14 protein-coding genes are annotated in these 17,747 nt (G+C 69.6%); 6 read left to right on the top strand and 8 right to left on the bottom strand.

What is annotated here, in order from left to right:
* Nucleotides 1-9 precede the first annotated feature (9 nt).
* From fxsT to HNR07_RS26490, 6 genes are all read right to left on the bottom strand, one after another.
* Entirely contained in the window at nucleotides 10-4,617 is a 4,608-nt protein-coding gene (gene fxsT, locus HNR07_RS26515; RefSeq protein WP_184367481.1) for an FxSxx-COOH system tetratricopeptide repeat protein, read from the bottom strand.
* Nucleotides 4,614-5,768: an AAA family ATPase gene (locus HNR07_RS26510; RefSeq protein WP_184367478.1), complete on the bottom strand. Its 1,155-nt coding sequence runs from the start codon at nucleotides 5,766-5,768 to the stop codon at nucleotides 4,614-4,616. The genes fxsT and HNR07_RS26510 overlap by 4 nt, the downstream gene beginning before the upstream one ends.
* 29 nt (nucleotides 5,769-5,797) lie before the next feature.
* Nucleotides 5,798-7,306, bottom strand: a complete 1,509-nt coding sequence (locus HNR07_RS26505) for a hypothetical protein (RefSeq protein ID WP_184367475.1) — start codon at nucleotides 7,304-7,306, stop codon at nucleotides 5,798-5,800.
* Nucleotides 7,303-8,238, bottom strand: coding sequence for a trypsin-like peptidase domain-containing protein (locus tag HNR07_RS26500; RefSeq protein WP_184367472.1), 936 nt, complete (start codon nucleotides 8,236-8,238; stop codon nucleotides 7,303-7,305). Before HNR07_RS26500 ends, HNR07_RS26505 begins: the two co-directional genes overlap by 4 nt.
* A gap of 373 nt (nucleotides 8,239-8,611) precedes the next feature.
* Nucleotides 8,612-9,052, bottom strand: coding sequence for a DoxX family protein (locus tag HNR07_RS26495; RefSeq protein WP_184367469.1), 441 nt, complete (start codon nucleotides 9,050-9,052; stop codon nucleotides 8,612-8,614).
* A gap of 208 nt (nucleotides 9,053-9,260) precedes the next feature.
* Nucleotides 9,261-9,767, bottom strand: coding sequence for a MarR family winged helix-turn-helix transcriptional regulator (locus HNR07_RS26490; protein ID WP_184367466.1), 507 nt, complete (start codon nucleotides 9,765-9,767; stop codon nucleotides 9,261-9,263).
* Nucleotides 9,768-10,184: 417 nt separating this feature from the next.
* Here HNR07_RS26490 and HNR07_RS26485 point away from each other — a divergent pair, with 417 nt between their 5' ends.
* A complete protein-coding gene (locus tag HNR07_RS26485) occupies nucleotides 10,185-10,754 on the top strand; it encodes an NADAR family protein (RefSeq protein ID WP_184367463.1) in 570 nt (189 codons plus the stop codon).
* A gap of 325 nt (nucleotides 10,755-11,079) precedes the next feature.
* Nucleotides 11,080-11,322 carry a hypothetical protein gene (locus HNR07_RS26480; RefSeq protein WP_184367460.1) on the top strand — a complete coding sequence of 81 codons (243 nt, stop codon included), beginning with the start codon at nucleotides 11,080-11,082 and terminating at the stop codon, nucleotides 11,320-11,322.
* A 61-nt stretch (nucleotides 11,323-11,383) separates the two neighbouring features.
* Here HNR07_RS26480 and HNR07_RS26475 read toward each other — a convergent pair whose 3' ends face one another.
* Complete coding sequence (locus HNR07_RS26475; protein ID WP_184367457.1) at nucleotides 11,384-12,175, bottom strand: SDR family oxidoreductase; 792 nt, start codon at nucleotides 12,173-12,175, stop codon at nucleotides 11,384-11,386.
* A gap of 137 nt (nucleotides 12,176-12,312) precedes the next feature.
* Here HNR07_RS26475 and HNR07_RS26470 point away from each other — a divergent pair, with 137 nt between their 5' ends.
* From HNR07_RS26470 to HNR07_RS26460, 3 genes are all read left to right on the top strand, one after another.
* Nucleotides 12,313-13,236 (top strand): helix-turn-helix transcriptional regulator, encoded by a 924-nt coding sequence (locus tag HNR07_RS26470; protein ID WP_184367454.1) that lies wholly within the window; start codon nucleotides 12,313-12,315, stop codon nucleotides 13,234-13,236.
* A gap of 62 nt (nucleotides 13,237-13,298) precedes the next feature.
* Nucleotides 13,299-14,681: a hypothetical protein gene (locus HNR07_RS26465; protein ID WP_184367451.1), complete on the top strand. Its 1,383-nt coding sequence runs from the start codon at nucleotides 13,299-13,301 to the stop codon at nucleotides 14,679-14,681.
* Nucleotides 14,682-14,964: 283 nt separating this feature from the next.
* A complete protein-coding gene (locus tag HNR07_RS26460; protein ID WP_184367448.1) occupies nucleotides 14,965-15,666 on the top strand; it encodes a TetR/AcrR family transcriptional regulator in 702 nt (233 codons plus the stop codon).
* A gap of 119 nt (nucleotides 15,667-15,785) precedes the next feature.
* On the opposite strand, the gene HNR07_RS26455 is transcribed toward HNR07_RS26460, so the two are convergent.
* The gene (locus HNR07_RS26455; protein WP_184367445.1) at nucleotides 15,786-17,087 is read right to left on the bottom strand and encodes a L,D-transpeptidase; all 1,302 of its coding nucleotides are present in this window, start codon (nucleotides 17,085-17,087) and stop codon (nucleotides 15,786-15,788) included.
* A 328-nt stretch (nucleotides 17,088-17,415) separates the two neighbouring features.
* Between HNR07_RS26455 and HNR07_RS26450 the strand changes: the two genes are divergently transcribed.
* Nucleotides 17,416-17,739: a DMT family transporter gene (locus HNR07_RS26450; RefSeq protein ID WP_184367442.1), complete on the top strand. Its 324-nt coding sequence runs from the start codon at nucleotides 17,416-17,418 to the stop codon at nucleotides 17,737-17,739.
* Nucleotides 17,740-17,747 lie beyond the last annotated feature (8 nt).

Genomic DNA, 17,747 nt, shown 5'->3' with positions numbered 1-17,747 from the left:
TTCCAAGAGTCAGACCAGGCTGACGTAGATGTCGGCGTCCCCGCGCACCTCGTCGTCCAGGGTGCGGGTGGACGGGTGCTGCGGCCCCATGACGTCCTGGTACTTCCGTCGGACGGCCGCGTACTCCTCGGCCACGTCCTCACCCAGGCCCTTGCGGCTGAGCAGGTGGTTGCGCTCGGCCAGCAGGGTCAGAGGGTGCCTCTCCCCCAGCTTGGTCCGGCAGGCGACCAGAGCCTGCTCGTCCATCTCCCGAGCGGTCTCGACCTCCCCCAGCATGAAATGGTTGTTGGCCAGGTTGACCCGGCAGGCCAAGGTATTCGGGTGGTCGTTACCGATCGTCGTGGACATCAGTTCCAGGGCCGAACTGTCCAGTACCAGTGCCTCCGCTGGCCGGCTGAGGCGACGCATGATGAGAGCTCGGTTCACGTTGGCGGCGGCCACGTACGGGTGGTGCTCCCCCAGGAGCCGCGTGTAGGGGTCGGCCACGTCCTCCGCCAGTTTGAGCGCCTCGTCGAAGCGGTCGATCGTCCGTAGTGACCGGGCGTGCACCATGGCGATGTACAGAGCTTGACTGCTGCCTCGCCCCTGGAGTGCCACGACGCGTTCCCAGGCGTACCTGGACTGCTCGTAGGCCTCCTGGTGGTGTCCGGCCCGGCGCAGCATCACCGACCAGGCGGCGATGTTGATCAGCAGCTGGACGTCGTCCTCGTCCCACAGCACCTGGCAGCGCTCCACCAGGTCGGCCTGGACCCGCTCGGCCTCCTGATAGCGACCGTCCTCCATGAGCGCCTCGGCGTAACCGTTGACGGTACCCAGAGTCCTGATGTGTTCGTGCCCCTGAACGATCTCGAACCGCCGCAGCGCTTCCTCGTACCTGCGCACGGCACGGTCCGGAAAACCGGTGAGCTGTTCGTTGAAGGCCACCACACGGGCCATCATGAGGGTCCACGGATCGTCCTCACCGAACAGACGGATCCGTCGGTCCAGGCTGGCCGTGGCCTCGATCAGTCCGTCGTGGAACCGGCCGGCCAGCCACAGGTTGCGAATGTTCTCGCGTTCGGCCTCCATGACCTCCGGGTCGTCGTCTCCCATGACCTCACGCATGGTCGCCAGGGTCTCCCCGCACAGTTCCCGTGCCTCGGTCAGACGTCCCAGCCGCTGAAGGGCGCGGGAGAGCTGAATCGCCATGGAGAGGGTGTCGGGGTGCCGGTCACCGAGCGTCCGCTGCCAGGTGTCGTAGGTGACCTGGCACAGTTTGATGATCTCCTGGGCCTGGCCGCGCACCACACCGGTCCAGCAGAGCGTGATGACCACCCGACGCATCCACGGGTCCTCACAGTCCCAGGCCTCGGAGGCCCACACGTGCGGGAGCAGGTCGGCGTAGCGGGGGCTGCCATCGGCGACGTCGCCCCGAGGACCGGCGCGCCCCAGGAGCTGGTGGGCGCAGTGCTGGAGCACGACCCTCTCCTCAGGGGTCATCGGGGCCCGCACCGCCACCTGTACCAGTCGGTGCAGGGAGATGCTGTTCTGCTGGTGGTCGATGTGCGCGAGGCTGTTGCGGCCGATCGCACGGATCGCGATGTTCAGCCTGGTGGGGTCTTCCAGCACCTCCACCAGTTCCGGTGGCCCCACGATCCCCCGGGCGAACTCGAAGACGTACTTGGGGATGGGTGACGCCGCCAGGAAGGAGCAGAGCTGGAGCAGTCGCAGGGCACCCGGGTTGGTCACCGCCAGCCGGTCCAGGGAGACGTTCCAGGCCGCCGCCACCGGGACCTGGTAGTCCGGGTCCTCCGGTTCCAGGAGACGGATCATCTCCTCTTTCTTGCGGGCGAACTGTTCGAGGTAATCGGCTGCGGACATACCGCTCTCGTGCAGCCAGACCGCCGCCTGGTTGAGCGCCAGGGGAAGGTCACCGAGCTCCTCGGCCAGCTGTTCGGCCTCGTTCGCGGTGAGCGACCGGGGACCGCGCCTGCGCAGCAGCTGGATGCTCTCATCCCGGTCGAACTCCCGGATGGACATGGAGCCGTAGCCCCCTGGAAGCTCCCAGCTTCCATCCCGAGAAGTGATGATCACGTGCCCCTCGCCCCCGACAGGAAGAAATCTCTGGATTTCCGCCCGGGACTGCGCATTGTCGTAGATGAGGAGCCAACGGCGAAAACGGCTTCCCTGGCGCAGGGCCTCCAGCACCTCGCTGACAATGTACTCATTGTCAGCGCCGGCACTACCGATACCGAAGCTGGCCGCTATATGCGCGAAGGAATTCCGAACCTGGTTGATGTGCTGGGCTGGAATCCAGCAAATCAGATCGTACTCGGCGGCGTTACGATAGAGGTACTCCTTCGCCATCTCCGTCTTGCCGACACCGGACATGCCACGAAGAGCGGTGATGACCTGCTGCTGATCCCGCAGGAGCTGTTCGCGAAGTGAGTTCAGCAGTCCCTCACGCCCCACGAAGGAGGCGTTGCGGTGCGGGACCTGGACCCAGGTCGCGGCCCGCGGGCGCCCTCCCGCCGAGGACCGACCGGCAAGCTCGGTGGGCCTGGAGGCCGAAGCGAGAGAATCTGTCATGTTTTCCCCACCAAACTGGCTCTCGGGATTTTCCGGGCTTCCCTCCGTGCTCCCCGGGGCCGTTCTGGGACGCGCCCCCAAGGGAACATCCGCAGAATCCTCATGCGCAGACCCGGACGATTGCGAGTCTAGACCAAACTCGCGGGGGGCCGTTGCCCTGGACGTGGAACGGGGAGGGTGGTTTTCGTGTTCCTGCTGGGCCTCGGTAAGTTCTGTGGTGATATTGGCCGATTCGAATCGAAAACCGGATATGGATACAGAATCCAGCGCATCGGACATCGAATTCATCCAATAACGCGACACGGGGGTCCGGCGCGGGTTCTCCGGTCTGCGCCCGAGCAGCAGCAGGGGAAGCTCCTCGAACCACGGGTCGAGGTCGCGCAGGTGCTCCGCGGCCAACCACAGCATCCGGAGCACCTCGGGCACCCGTCCGCCGAGCAGTAACAGCTCGCGCCGGACACCCTCGCGGAACTCCCACCGGGCCTCACGCGGGCGCCACCTGCCTTCAACGCCCCCGCCCGTGCCGGGTTCCTCCACCTGACGGATCAGGCCGCTGAAGAACACCTCCGTGAGTTCGGAGGGAGAGGCCCCGCCCAGGACGTCCGCGCAGACCGCCTTCACCATGCGCGGATGGAGCGGTACCGCGGCCAGGGCCACAGCCAGGTCGAAGGCCTCGGGGCTGACGCTCTGCTGGAAGCGGCGCACCTCCCGCGCCCAGTCGGACTCCGCGGGTCCGACCGCGTCGCCGCCCCGGGCACCCTCGGGCGGGTCGGGGGGCGACGCGTGCGGCTGCTCCCGGGCGGGGAACTCGGCCGTGTGCACCCACAGCCGGGACCTGCTCCGGTACATCACGAACGAGGCCCAGTCGTGCAGCGCCCCGGGCCACAGCGGCAGGACCGGGATGAGGGTGCCGAAGGGCGCCTCCTCCTCGCCGACCTCGGTGATCGTACGTTCACGCAGGTAGCCGCGGTTGGGCGCGCCCGGAGCCGCGGGCCAGGACATCCGGATCTCGGTGGGGACGGTGCGCAGGGTGCCGCGCCGCCACACCTGCGGCTGCAGCAGGTGCACGACCGCGACCGCGCTCCGGGCACCCAGGTCCGCGAGCCAGGACTGGAACTCGCGGTCGCCCCAGGCGGTACCGAGTCCGCCGGTCAGGACCAGGGTGATCCGGGGTCCGGACTCCTCCGGTCCGGGAATCCGGCGGACCCGCCCCCTGGAATCCACCAACCGGGGCTCGCCCGTGCGCTCGGAGTCGAAGTACAGCCGACGCACCTCACGGAAGACCCCGCTGTCCTGGAGCATCCGGCCGAAGGCACCGGCCACCCCCTGCTGGAAGAGCATGGAGACGCCGTCGTCGACGAGCACGGTCAGCCGCACGGAACGCGGGCGTCGGCGGCGGGTGGCCGGGACGATCGGAACCCCCGCGGACTCACGTTCCCGTTCGTCCCACTGGAGGCTGTCCAGGAGCGCGCGGGCGTAGTTGCGGGCGGTGCCCTCCGGGTCGATCTGGTCGGCCGGGCCCTGCGGGGTTCTGAGATTGAAGGGGCTGAGGGCGGAGAGCAAGCGCTGCCGGTCCTGGAGTACGGGCTGGGCGAAGGCCGTCTCCAGTTCGGACTCTTCCGGCGCCCCTGCCTGTACCGCCTGCCTGGAGGGCGCCGGGGATCCCCGCCGAAGGCCGGCCCCCTCGCCGAGGAGAGGGGCGTCCTGGACCGTCGCGCCCGTGGCGTCCGGGCCGGTGTCGACCGTGTCGGCAACCCGGTCACCGTCGGTCCCGATCCATGTCCCGCCCCCGGCGCCGCCGCCCCGGGCGCCGTCGGCGGCCGGGGACCAGAGCCCTCCGGGATCCTCCGGCAGCGGTTCGGTGTCGGGTGCGTGGTACCGGGGCGCGTAGCGCGCGGGCGCGGCGTCGGTGCTGCGTTTCATCACGGCGGCGAGGTAGAGGGCGTCGGCCAGGTCGGTCGCGGACAGGCCCAGGTCACCGAACGGGATGCCCGTTCGGCTGCCGTCCAGCCGACCACCCGGAGGCAGCGGGAAAGCCCCCTCACTCATTCAGGGTCGTCCGTGAGCCGGTGCCACAGGAGTTCGGCCAGGTGGTCCACTTGGTCGCTCGTCGGGCCCGCTTGCTGCTGCGTGGTCTCGGAGAGCAGGTAGACCGCGTTCAGGAGTTGGTCCAGGGCCAGCCGGTCCCCGTCGCGGCCCGCCTCCAGGAAGCGGGTGATCAGTTCCCGGGTGCCGGTGGGCGGGGTACCCCGGAAGTGTCCGGCGACGGCGGCCATCAGTTCGGACTCGTCCGGCATACCGACCCGCACCGGGATGCAACGGCGCAGAAAGGCCGGCGGGAGGTCCCGGTCGGTGTTGCAGGTCAGCACGATGATCGGAAATGCCGAGCAGAGGATCTCGCCGTTGTGGACCTCGACTCGCCGCCCGGGGTCGTCGGTGCCGACCTCGATCGACTCGGCCACGTTGGCCAGCCGGGCCAGTTCGGGGATCCGGTAGCCGCCGTTCTCGAACAGGTCGAGGAGGTCGCCGGAGAGGTCGAAGTCGCCGAGGTCGAAGTCGTCGATCAGCAGGACGCGGGGGAGTTTGCGGGGGAGGAAGGCGGTGCCCAGCGGGCCGAGGGTCAGGTAGCGGCCGATGGACTTGGCGCTGCTGCTCAGGTGCGCCTCGGTCTCCGCGCCGGTCCGGGTGGCCTCCTTGGAGTAGCGCAGGTCAGTGGGGCCGCGCGTCCTGTTCCTGGTGTTCTCCAGGTTGAGGTCGTGGATCTGGGTGAGGGGGTCGTAGGCGTACAGCCCGTCCGCCGCGGTGGCCCTGCTGGTGACCGCCCAGCGCAGCAGGCGGCCCAGTTTCAGTTCCCGGGCGATCTGGTGGGCCAGGCTGGACTTGCCCACACCGGGCGGGCCCACGAGCAGCAGGGGGCGCCGCAGGTGGATGGCGGCGTTCACCTTGTCCAGCAACTGGCGGCGGTTGGGGCCGAGCGGTACCGCGAACCCCAGGGAGCGGGCCGGGCCGAGGTAGCGGCCGCTGTCCTGGTCAGGGGGCGGCGGGGCCGGGTCGGGGGTGCCGGAGTAGGTCCGCCAGGGGGGTGGGGGTGGTAACTGTGACGCCAGGTCGAGGTGACCGCGCGGCTGGCCGGTCCCGTGGAAGATCCACCACTCCGGCACCTCCCGAGCGGAGTCGGTCGCCCCTGGTTCTGTGCTCATGGACTGTCCTTCAAAGCGCCGGGCGGTGGCTAGAGGATGCTGTCGGGGGATATCTGGGACGGCCGGGGCGGGCGCACGGGCTGTTGGTCATGGAACATCATGGCCACGTCGGAGGGGTTCTCGATGTACACGCTGGCCTCGGTGGACCCGGCTCCGGTCCGACAGTCGAAGAGGACTTTGGGCAAGCCGTACACCTGCTTCGCCGTCAAAGTCACCTCTCCTTCCAACCGCACCGGATTCAGCCAGTCTCCAATCGACCCTTCTCGCTCTCCGCAATGCCACACGACAACCGGGACCCCAACACCAAGCGCACGAAGAACATGCTTAACCGGATGTTTGAGCCCGCTCGGAACAGAAAGGCAGATGATATCTTCATTTCCCAATCGTCTGTGGAGCAGTATCTCATCCATATCCCCCGCGTGGAAGAGGTCAACCACATTCGCGTTTCCCCGTTGTTCGAGAGATTCCCACCGCTCCCGTGTGAGCTGGCGAATCTTCCCCACGGCCTCGAACCGGTGGTCCGTCACCTCCGCGGCCCGGTAGACCAGCTCGGCCCGGTCGCCGAGCGCGGGCCGGTCCCCCGCCCCCTCGTTCTGCCAGGACTCCACCCGCAGAGCGGACATCAGGTCCAGTCCGACGACCAGTTCCACCCGCAGCCCGGGGTGCCGGAGGATCCGCGCCTCCTCCTCCACCAGATCCAGTCGCTCCCCTACCCTGCGCGCGATCTCACCGCTGGCGACATCTCGGTCGACCCAGTGAGCCCAGAACTCCGGTAGGCCGTCACCGCGTTGGCGGAGCACCGCCCAGCTCTCCAGTTCGTAGCGGTCCCGGCGGGCTCCGGAGCTGACCCACACGATCAGACGGGCCGGGCCGTCCACGGAGGCCGGGGGGTCGAGGGGAGGACGCCAGCGGGTGGGCTCCCCCCATGCCGAAAGCAGCGCGGCGCAAGAAAGCCCGGGGTGGTCACGGGACAGCTGGGTACACATGATCAGCACCGGGGGAACGCCGTCCCGCGCGGTGAAATCGGCGAGCGCGACCAGGGCCTCCCACGCGGTGTTCGGCGCGGGCAGCCTGCCCTGAGCGACGAGGCCCCCTCTCACCTGCTCGTAGACGGCCCTGATCCGGCCCTCGCAGGGGATGCGACTGAGCTGTTGGCGTACCTCGTCCAGATCGGGCCAGGTGGATCCGGGGAGCTGGTGGGCGAGGGTCTCGTTCTCCTCGGCCGCCACGAAGGGGCGCAGCAGTTCCACCACCGCCAGCGCGGGCCGGGAACCGGACTCGCGAGCGGGCAGCCACCGGCTCAGTTCGAGGAAGGAGTAGTTCCGGGCGCAGTGATCGACCATGCTCTCAGCGAAGACCTCCGCCGCGCCCGTCCGTACCCGGTTGCGGGTTCTGGTCGAGAGGTAGCGCAGGAGGGTCGCCTGCCCCCGCTCCTCAGCGAGGTTGTCGATCTCGCACAGGGCCTCCACGATGCGCGACCGCAGCTCGGGAGGGAGCTCGTGGCCCACGGGTAGGCCTTCGGGCGCGCCCTCGCTCACTCCTCCTCTCCCAGCAGGGGCCGGGCCGCGTCCCAGACGGCGCGCATGCGGACACCGCCGTCCTCCCGCATGTCGAGCTGGTCGAGAACCTCCTGCAGGATCCCGAAGTCCCGGTGGGCCCGCAGGACCAGCTCCTCCGCGTAGAGCTGGTCCGGCTGGTCGGAGGGGATCCGGCTGCGCAGGCGCTGGTCGAGCGCTCGGTGGAAGGCGCGGCGCGCGACGGGGGAGGAGATCGTGTCCAGTTCGGCCGCGAACAACGAGAGCCGATGGATCAGGTCGGGCCGGACCGGACCGACCTTGGGGGGACCGGGGCCGGGGCCCGGCCGCCACACGGGCGGGATCTCCTCGGTGGGGATCATCCAGCCGACCCGTCCCTCGGACGAAGCGGCGCAGACGATGCCCAGGAGCTCGTTGTCGTGCGGTTCGATCACCCCGCCACCGCTGAACCCTCCCTCGATACGGACGACGCTGCCCGGTTCGGTGTCGAACTGGACGTACTCGCTCCTGGGGCCGCCGCGGCGCCGCAGTCGTGCGGTGGCCCACCGTCCGTGTTCGGCGTTGACGAACCCCGACACGCTCACCCGCTCACCGCGGGCGCGGAAGGCCCCCACCCGGTTGAACGAAACGGGCCGGACACCGGGGGCGGGGTCCAGGCGCAGTACGGCCACGTCCCAGGGTGCGCGGTCCTCCCACCACCAGCCGTCCTCCAGCACGGTTCCGGTGATGACCTCCGGGTGACCGGGGCGACGCAGGTGGACTGTGCTGCCGGGCCCCGCGTCGCTCCCCCCGTCAGCCCGGACCGCGCTGTTGACGACGTGCGCGCAGGTGATCGCGTGTTTCGGAGACACCACGACCGCGGCGCCCCACAAACCCCGGCCGTCCCGGTCGACCATTCTCAACTGCCAGTCCGTGGACACGTTGTACCTGTTCAATCAACGAGCTCCCGTTCAACCGACTAACGGGGGCCGGAACACAGGGGGACGGTTCCCGTGAAACACAGCCCCACTGACAACGCGACTGTTTGTTTCGGCCACATTCTACCGATCATCACCAAAAACCAGGGGGCCGAGAACCTACATTTTTTACACCGGAAGAGACACCAAGCACTACACAAGTCGAAAAGCGATGACTTTCACTTAAGGCCACAGACCACCGCATAGATAAACTGGCGAAACAACAGCACCTCAGAAAACACGAACGGCCGCCCAACACCATGGGTGGACGGCCGCGCCAGCGGTGCGATCCCCGACCGGGGTGACTTCTCGGGCCCCTGGTCAGGACGGACGCCGAACCAGTCCGGGCGGGTCAGGCCGACACGGACTCCGCGGCCCCGCTCTCCTGGCGGACGCGACCCCAGGGCAGCAGCCGGTCCACCGAGTAGCGTCCGCCGGAGAAGCCCAGCGCCAGGGCCGCGACGGCGAGGACCAGCGGCAGCTCGAAGCCGCCGACCAGGGGGTCGCCGACGTGGGCGAAGAAGTACGCCGCGCCCATCATGAAGGTGAGGAGCAGCCCGGCGAGGGGCAGGGCGAAGCCGACGATGAGCGCGACCCCCGCACCCACCTCGATGACAGCGCCCAGGAGGGCGGAGAACTGCGGGAAGGGGATGCCCATCGCCTCGAAGCCCTGGGCGGTGCCGTTGAGGTCGGCCGCCTTGGGCAGTCCGTGGGCGATGAAGACGACCCCGACGACGACCCTGGCGAGCAGAGCGGTGAGGTCACTGATGCTGAGTCTGAGCGATTCGGTCATGGTGGTTCCTGTTTCTGTGAGCGGGTACCCCCGGAACCAGGCGGAACTCTCGGGCCTACGACTCCAACACTTGAGTGCGCAACCTTTTCCAGGGAAGCCACATGTTAGTACGTATCCGCCCGGACACATAGCGTGGACGGGTGAGAGTTCCGTGAGACTTGGGTAAGATCCGCGTCCGCCCCGGCCAGGGCAGACAACAGAACGCCGCTCAGTCCCGGACGTCGGCCGTGTCCGGGTCCGCGTACCTGGGCTCCTCGCCCTGGGGGTCGAGCGCGGACAGCATGGACTCGGAGATCTCGCGCAGCTGCCCCACCTGCTCACTGCTGAGCGCGTCGAACAGGACCCGGCGCACCTCGCGCACGTGGCCCGGGGCAGCCGCCTCCAGGACCTTCATCCCCGCGGGCGTGATCTCGACGATCGTGGTGCGCCGGTTCTCCGGCCGTTTGAAGCGGCGGATCATCCCGTCGCCCTCCAGCCGTGCGGCCGCGTGCGAGAGCCTGCTCGGCGAGGAGCGCAGCAAGCGGGCCAGCCGGGTCATCGTCAGTTCGCGCCCGGGCGCCTCGGAGAGCATCGCCAGGATCTGGTAGTACGCGTGCGGAAGCCCGGAGTCGTGCCTGAGCTGGCGGTCCAGCGCCCCGTCCATCAGGTTGACGGCCATCAGGAAGGCACGCCAGGCCTGCTGCTCGCCGTCGTCGAGCCAGCGCGTCTCGGCCATCGGACCCGAGCCCCCTGAAGTACTTGAGCGTGCAATTGTGACGCTGCCGCACACGAGCCGCGCCCCCGCGTGAACCCGTAGGCCGACCGACTGGTCTGGTGGCCGGGCCCGCCCGAAGACGCACCCGGACGGCCTCCGCGCACGCGGAGGACGCCCCGCCGACCATCGGCGCCACCGCGGACGGCAACCCCGCTGACCTAAGGCTTCCGGGGCTTTCCGCCACGCTACTACGACGCGCCCCGATCTGCCCGGGGCGCTCCCTTGCTCAGCGAACACAGCAGCGGTCCCACCACTGGTCCAGATGGGATCGTCCCTCGGGGCCCACTCGCGACCGGAACCCGACCAGAGGCCCGTGAACACGAGAAACCCGGTAGAAGGGCTACCGGAACACCATGGGGTTCTGGGAAACTCCCGATCATGACAGGCACACGAAACCCTGCCGACGCGAGGACCGTGGAGGATCTGCTCCGGATCGACGGACGGATCAAGTACCTGCACTTCTGGGGGCACCAGCCGCCACCCGACGGGGTCTCGGCCAGCTGCCTGTCCCAGTGGTGGCCCGCCGGCTTCACCGTGGAGGGGACCGACTACCCCACCGCCGAACACTTCGTGATGGCCGGGAAGGCGCGGCTGTTCGGGGACACCGAAGCCGAAGAACGGATCCTCGCCGCGGGTCACCCGCGTGACGCCAAGGAAATCGGCCGCGAGGTCCGCGGCTTCGACGAGGAGGCCTGGGAGCGGGAGCGCTTCGAGATCGCCGTCCGGGGCAACGTCGCCAAGTTCGGTCAGAACGAGGACCTGCGCGCCTTCCTGCTCGATACCGGCGAGCGCGTCCTGGTCGAGGCCAGCCCGCGCGACCGGGTGTGGGGGATCGGGATGGGCAAGGAGAACGAGAACGCCGAACGCCCGCGCCTGTGGCGCGGGCGCAACCTGCTCGGCTTCGCCCTGATGGAGGCCAGGGCCAGGCTCTCCGAGCGGGACGGCTGAACGGGACTTCCACCCAGGGCTTCCACCCGGGCTTGTGCCCAGGGGATCCGGAGTGGGTCGGGGAGCGTTCTCCCCGATTTCACTTCGGATTCCCTTGTTTACCCTACGTGCCCACCCCTGCCGGAGTAGAGTCCGAGAACGCGGACAGCACGGTGCCCCGGCACCCGCGCCTGTTTCCCGCCCGAGTGGCGCTTGGGCCACCGAACCCGCGGCCCGACCAGCGAGGTCCCGCCGTGTCGGGGAGACAGATCCTCCAGCTTCGTCGAACGCGCGTGTTCCGGACTCCACCGTCCTCACTTTCCAGGACGACACCCAGGGGAATCCCATGGCCTACTACCGCATTCAGCTGAACGACGGCTCCTCCCACACTCTCCAGGCGGTGCGGATGCGCACCGACGCGAGCAGCCTCTACCTGGAGGAACGCGCCGCCGGCGACTGGCGCGAGGTGTTCAGCAACCCGATTGACGACGTCGAACGCGTCCAGCGCCGGTTCACCGAGAACGACGGCACCTGGACCTGGCTCCAGGAGCGCCTGCCCGCCCCGGTCGGCGGGGTCCGCGCCTGGTGAACCCGAACGGCGCGGGGCGCAGCGGCCCCGCGCCGCCTGGTTCGGTCCGAGGACTACGGGGCTACCAGGGCAGGACGCCGTAGCTCTCCGGGTCCTGGGCCGAGGCGAGGTGCCCCCACAGGACCCCGCTGGGCCCGTCCTCTGGCAGGTTGGCCAGGTGCAGGCTGACCAGCGCCCCCTGCCTCGCGCTGCGCGGACCGCTGTGCCCGTTGAGGTCGGTGGCGCAGAACCCCGGGTTGGCGGCGTTGACCTTCACCGAGGTGTCCGCCAGCTCCTTCGCGTACAGGGCGGTGAGCATGTTGACCGCCGTCTTGGACACCGGGTAGGCAGGCGAGCCGGACATCCCGAAGAAGGGGCCCTCCGGGTCGGTCATGGATCCGATCGAGCCGACCTCACTGGACACGTTCACCACCCGCCCCGCCGCTGACCGGCGCAGCAGAGGCAGGAACGCGTTGGTCACCGTCACCACCGAGACCGTGTTCAGGTCCAGGAGCGTGCGCAGCTGATCCGGGTCCGAGGTGCTCGGGGCCGCCCCGAAGCCCAGGGCCGCACCCGCGTTGTTCACCAGCACGTCCAACCGCCCGAACTCGCTCTCCACCCGCGCCGCGGCCGCCTTCACGCTCTGCTGGTCGGTGACGTCCAGGGCCACCAGGTGCACGTCCGACCCCTCGTCCCGCAGGTCCCGCTCCGCGGCCGAGCCGCGCTCCGGATCCCGCGCGCCGAGCAGGACGGTCGCGCCCGTCTCCCCCAGCAGCCGTGCGGTCTCCAGCCCGATGCCCTTGTTCGCCCCGGTGACCAAGGCGATCCTCGTGTCGTCGCCGTTGGTGCTCTGCTTGTTCTGACTCTCACTCATGGGGCCATCGTGGGCACCCGACCGGGACGGGAAAAGGGACCGGCCGATGGTGGTATCGGCAGTACCAGTGTCATCGGCATCCGACTCAGGCACTCTGGAAGAGAGCCCGCAGCGACCGGAGCACCGAGGAGGACGTGATGGCCGACCGTTCCGAACTGGCCGCGTTCCTGCGCGACCGCCGCGGCCGGGTCGTGCCCGCCGACGTCGGACTCCCCGAGACCGGGCGGCGCCGCACCCCCGGGCTGCGCCGCCAGGAGGTCGCCCAGCTCGCCGGGATGTCCGTGGAGTACTACGTGCGCCTGGAACAGGCCCGCGGGCCGAACCCCTCCGACCAGGTGCTGTCCGCGCTCGCCCGGGCACTCGTGCTCTCCGCGGACGAACGCGCCTACCTGTTCCGGATGGCCGGAGCCGAGCCGCCGTCGGTCCGCGCCCCGGTCCGGGAGGTCTCCCTCGCCGTCCGGCACCTGCTGGACAGCCTCACCGCCACCCCCGCCTACGTCCTGGACGCCAAGTACGACGTCCTGGCCTGGAACACGCTGGCCACCCACTTCATCGGTGACATGGCCACGGTCGACGAGTCCGAGCGCAACATCATCATGTGGATGTTCCGGCGCCCCGACGACGACCCGCGGGTGGCTGAGCGCCCCCACGCCAACTGCATGGAGCGCAACTCCGTCGCGGACCTGCGCGCGGCCTACGCCCGCTACCCGGGCGACCCCGGCATCAACCGGATGCTGACCACGCTGCTGGGCACCTCGCCCCGCTTCTCCCGGCTGTGGGCGGAGCGCACCGTGCGGGAGCGGCGCGGCTTCCGCAAGAGTGTGGACCACCCGCTCGTCGGCTACCTGGAGTACGAGTGTCAGGTGCTGCACGTCCCCGAGACCGACCAGCGGGTGATGCTGTACTGCGCCGAACCCGGCTCCCCCAGCGAGGAGGGGATGCGCCGCCTGGCCGCCGAGCACACCCCGCCCCGGGCAGGTGACTTCCCCGGCGGAGCCCGCAACGCCACGCTCGGTGCCGACCGCGGTACCCGACGAAGCGCCTCGGAGGGCCGCCAGTAGTCTGGCCGCGGCCCCTGCTCCCGGATACCCCTGCCCCGAGCCCCCTGCCCCACCGAGGATCCGTGCCCGACTCCCCTGCCGTGGACACCAGGCTGCCCAGAACCTTCGGTGCCGTCCTGTGGCTCCCGCTGTCCCTCTACGCCCGGCACCCGATCGCCCTGCTCGCGGCCACCGCCCTTCCCCTCCTCCCCGGCCAGGCCCTCAGCGCCTACTACGGCTTCCGGGAGACCGAAGGCGCCCGTGTGGTCGACGGCGAGGTGCTGGCGCCACCAGTGCCGCCCGGCTTCGACGACTCACTCACGCTGGGCGTCCTCCAACTGTCCCCGGGCTGGCCCGCGGGTGCGCTGACCCTCGTGGGCTGGGTGGTCGGGTTGGCCGCCGGAGCTCTGGTCGCGGCGGCCCTGCTGCTCGGCCGCCGCCTCCCCGCCCGCGCGGTGGTTCGGAGCCTGCTGCGCCGTCTCCCCCTGCTGCTGCTCTGGACGGTGGCGGTGCTGGCGTACGCGTCCCTGTCCCTGTTCACCGGCGGGATGGGGTTCGCGGTGCTGGTCTCCCTCTTCCAGGACCCCTCCCCCGGGCTCGCGGGCGGAGTGGCCTGGCCGCTGGTGGGGCTGGCGGCGCTGCTGGTGCTGACGCCCCTCCTCATCGGGATGCCCGTCGCCCTGCTCCGCGGTCTGACCCTGGCCGAGGGGATCGGCGCGGCCTGGCTGCTGTGCCGTCGTCGCCGGATCGCGCACCTGCTGTGCCTGGTCCCGCTGGCCGCTCTGCTCCTGCTGCCCCAGGAGGTCGGGGAGCGCATGGCTGGGACGGTGGCCGGAACCGGCCCCGCCCTCGGGGCCGCGCTCGGCCTCGAGATCCTGCTGGTGCTCCTCCTCGCCCCGCTGCCCGTGCTCCTGCTGACCGCCCAGTCGCTGTGGACCCGGTCCGGTCCGGTGCCGATCGGCGGCCCGTCCGACAGCGACTGGGTCGCCGACCACCTGGACGACCGTGGCGCCACCGCCGAGGCCACCGAGGCGCCCCACCGCCGTCCGACGGCTGCCATAGCCCTGCTCGCCGTGCTCGTCCTGGTACCGCTGGCAGGTGGCGGTGCCCTCCGGTCCAACCCGCACGCGGCTCCGGGCGTGACCACCGAGCGGCTGGGCCGTGACGAGCCGCCGCGGCTCATCGCCGACGCGCCGCAGGCCGAGGCTGGTGCGCATCCCCGTAGGGCGTTCGTGGACGGGGAGAGCCGGATGCTGACCTTCCTGGCCTGTGCCGACCCCGAATGTTCCAGCTGGGAGAGCGCGGAACTCCTCCATCCGGACGACCTCCCGTACATCCCCACCCCTGAGAACCCCTGGGACTGGGAGCCCGTCCACGTTCTCTCCCTGGACGACGACCGCCCGGTGCTGTTGGTCGGGCGCACCCGGGTCACCTGTGTCGATCCCTTGTGCGGCCTGCGAGCGTGAGGTAGGGCGGAAGCGGCTGTGCGGGGCGCGACCTCCGAAGAGCTCGGGGGAGGACCCCGGCACGGGCGGGCCGGGAGGCGCCGCCCGACCCTCTGCCGGTGAGGTCGGAACGTTCATGCCCCAGTCGCCTGGTCTGAGTCTCGTCCAACGAGAGGACAGTTACTGAATGTTTATTAAGCAAGTGAGGACCGGGAAGTCTCGATAGCGTGGTGGCCAACCGGGCGCGAACCCCCGAGCCATCCGCCCGGAGTACCCGTGCGGTACGAGGAAGTGGAGAGCAGGAATGAGCGAGACGAGCCCCGGGCAGACGCGTTCCGACGAGGACCGGGCCCCCGAGCGCGCCCCGCGCAAGCGGGTGAACCGTCGCGAGCAGATCCTGCGCACCGCGGCCGACGTGTTCTCCGCCCAGGGCTTCAACAACACCTCGCTGGCCGACATCGCGGCGATGCTCGACATCACCCCGGCGGGGGTGCTGCACCACTTCGGGTCCAAGACCGACCTGCTCACCGCCGTGCTGGAGCTGCGCGACGACGACGAACCCGCCCCCGAGGGCGGCGGCATGCTCGACCACCTGGTCACCACGGCCCAGCGCAACGCCGAACGCCCCGGGACCACCCAGCTGTACGCGGTGCTGTCCGCCGAGAGCGCCACCGCCGAGCACCCCGCCCAGGAGTGGTTCCGCGAGCGCTACACGGTGCTGCGCCAGGAGGTCGAGGACGCGGTCCTGGACCGGATCGGCCCCGAGCACCGAACGGCCGCGAGCACCCCGGGCCCGAGCGGCCACTCCCCCGCCCGCTCCGCGGCCGCCGCGGTGCTCGCCACCATGGACGGGCTCCAGGTGCAGTGGCTGCTGGACCCGGAGGCCGTGGACATGGCCGCCGTCACCGAGCTGGTGATCGACGCGATCGTGGCGAAGCTGAGTGCCTCGGTGGCCGGTGGCGGCGTCCCCGCGGCCACCGGGAACACCGGGGACATCCAGATCTGAGTGTGCGGCCCGAGGACCAGCGGGCAGCGGAAAGGGGCGTCGCGGTGCTGTTCGCACCGCGACGCCCCTCGCGTTCGTTCGGGGCCTAAGCGCCCCGGACCGTGCCCGCTACCTCAGGGTCACAGGCCCTCGCCGTGCACGGAGCCGGGCGTGCCGTAGCTGGTCATCTGCGGCTCGCCGGTCTCACTGCCCTCGAGCCACTCGTCCCAGGACTTCTGCCAGTAGCCCCAGCCGTTGTCCCACTCGAACTCGCGGTCGGTACCGGTGGTGTCGAGGATGTCACCCATCAGGGTGTTGTCGAAGAACCACTTGGCGTCGTCGTAGCGCATGTTGGTGCAGCCGTTGGAGGTGTTGGCCGAACCGATGTTGCCGTTGGCCGACATCTCGTGCACGAACTCGCCGCTGTTGGAGGTGCGCACCGCGTAGTTCACGTCCACCCGGTAGGACCCGGGGGCGTCCTCGGGGATACCGACGGTCGCCGAGTCCATGGTCAGCTGCGTGTAGCGCTCCATCAGCACGTGGACACCGCTGGTGGTGGTGTCGAAGCGACGGTTGGCCGCTCCGTTGCTCACCTCGATGACGCGGTCCTCTTCGCCGTCGATCTCGATGACCATCTCGTGGTCGGGCACGTGCATGGTCGCGATGAGCTCGCGGCCGATCTCGAAGTTGATCTGGTAGTTGCGCACACCGAAGACACCCTCGGAGGCCTCGACCCCGGCGAGGTTCAGGTCGACGGTGACCTCCTGGTACGCCTCCCAGTACTGCTCGGGCCGGAAGACCGCCATCTGGTCGGTGACCCAGTTCCAGGCGCCGGCGACCTCCTTCTCGGCGACGACGTTCATGGAGTTCTCCACCTGCGCCTTGTTACTGACCGGCAGGTCGAAGTTGATCACCACGGGCATGCCGACACCGACGGTGTCACCGGAGCTGGGGAAGTTGGAGACGAGTTCGAGGCGCTGGCCGGGGACCGCGTCGTGAGTGGTGAACTCGGCGCTGAACTCCGTCTCCTCACCTGAGCCGTTCTCGGCCGTGGCGGTCACCACGATCTCCGAGCCCGGGCGCAGGTTCCAGTCGCTGACCCACTCGGTCTCGTCCTCGTTGAGGGTGCCCGTCATGGCGTAGAGGTCGCCGTCGTCGTCGCCCTCCTCGCCCCCGGCCGCGGCCTCGCTGACCACGACCTGGTCGACCTGGACGTCGGTGATGACCCCGTGCTCGGCGCTGACCCGGATGGGGGTGTTGGGGGCGATCTCCTCGGCACCGGTCTCCGGCGTGATGCTGAGCTGGGCCGGTTCGGCGTCAACGGGATCGCCGTTGCTCTGCGTCTCGGCGTCGCCGGACGTACAGGCGGTCGCGACGAGCGCGAGCGCCACCAGTCCGATGCCGAACCGTCGCGTCACCGCCGGGTGGGTCTTCCCCGTCACGTCTGGACCTCCATAGCTGAAACTCGAACCCGACCTACTGCCTACTGCTCTGAGTAAGACGCTCCCACACGGAAAAGGTTCTGAACTTTCGCGCATCGGTATGGAGCGGTTATCCGGGACGCGTGCCCACCGCCCCCAGAACCGCCGAGAATACACCCAGGGGGTACGCGCCAGTCCACCAGGGGGTGGGGTTCCGGCCGCCCGGAAGCGCCTCTGCTTGCCCTGCCATCATGCCCGAACTAAAATCTTGTTCGTTCGCTCAGGTTTCTGGGAAATGAAAGCTGTGCACTCGATCAGGTTTCAGGCAGCAGAGAGAGGAAGAAGCGGTATGCCGTGGATCTGGCTGGTCGGCGCGATCCTCCTCGAGGTCTTCGCCACCACCTCGCTGAAGTTCTCCGAGGGTTTCACCAGGCTCCTGCCCTCGGTCCTCGTCGTCGGCGGTTACGCCGGAGCGTTCTACCTGCTCTCCCAGGTGCTCAGCCGGGGCATGCCGCTCGGCGTGGCCTACGGGGTGTGGGCGGCCGCCGGGATCGCCCTGCTCGCGGTCATCGGGGCGGTCTTCCTCGGCGAATCCCTGACCTGGGTGCAGGTGGGCGGGATCGCGCTGGTCATCGCCGGGGTCATGGCCCTGGAGATGGGCGGTGGGCACTGACCGCCGGA

Source organism: Nocardiopsis metallicus (genome assembly GCF_014201115.1).
Taxonomy (GTDB): domain Bacteria; phylum Actinomycetota; class Actinomycetes; order Streptosporangiales; family Streptosporangiaceae; genus Nocardiopsis; species Nocardiopsis metallicus.
This window is presented reverse-complemented; position numbering and strand designations above follow the sequence as displayed.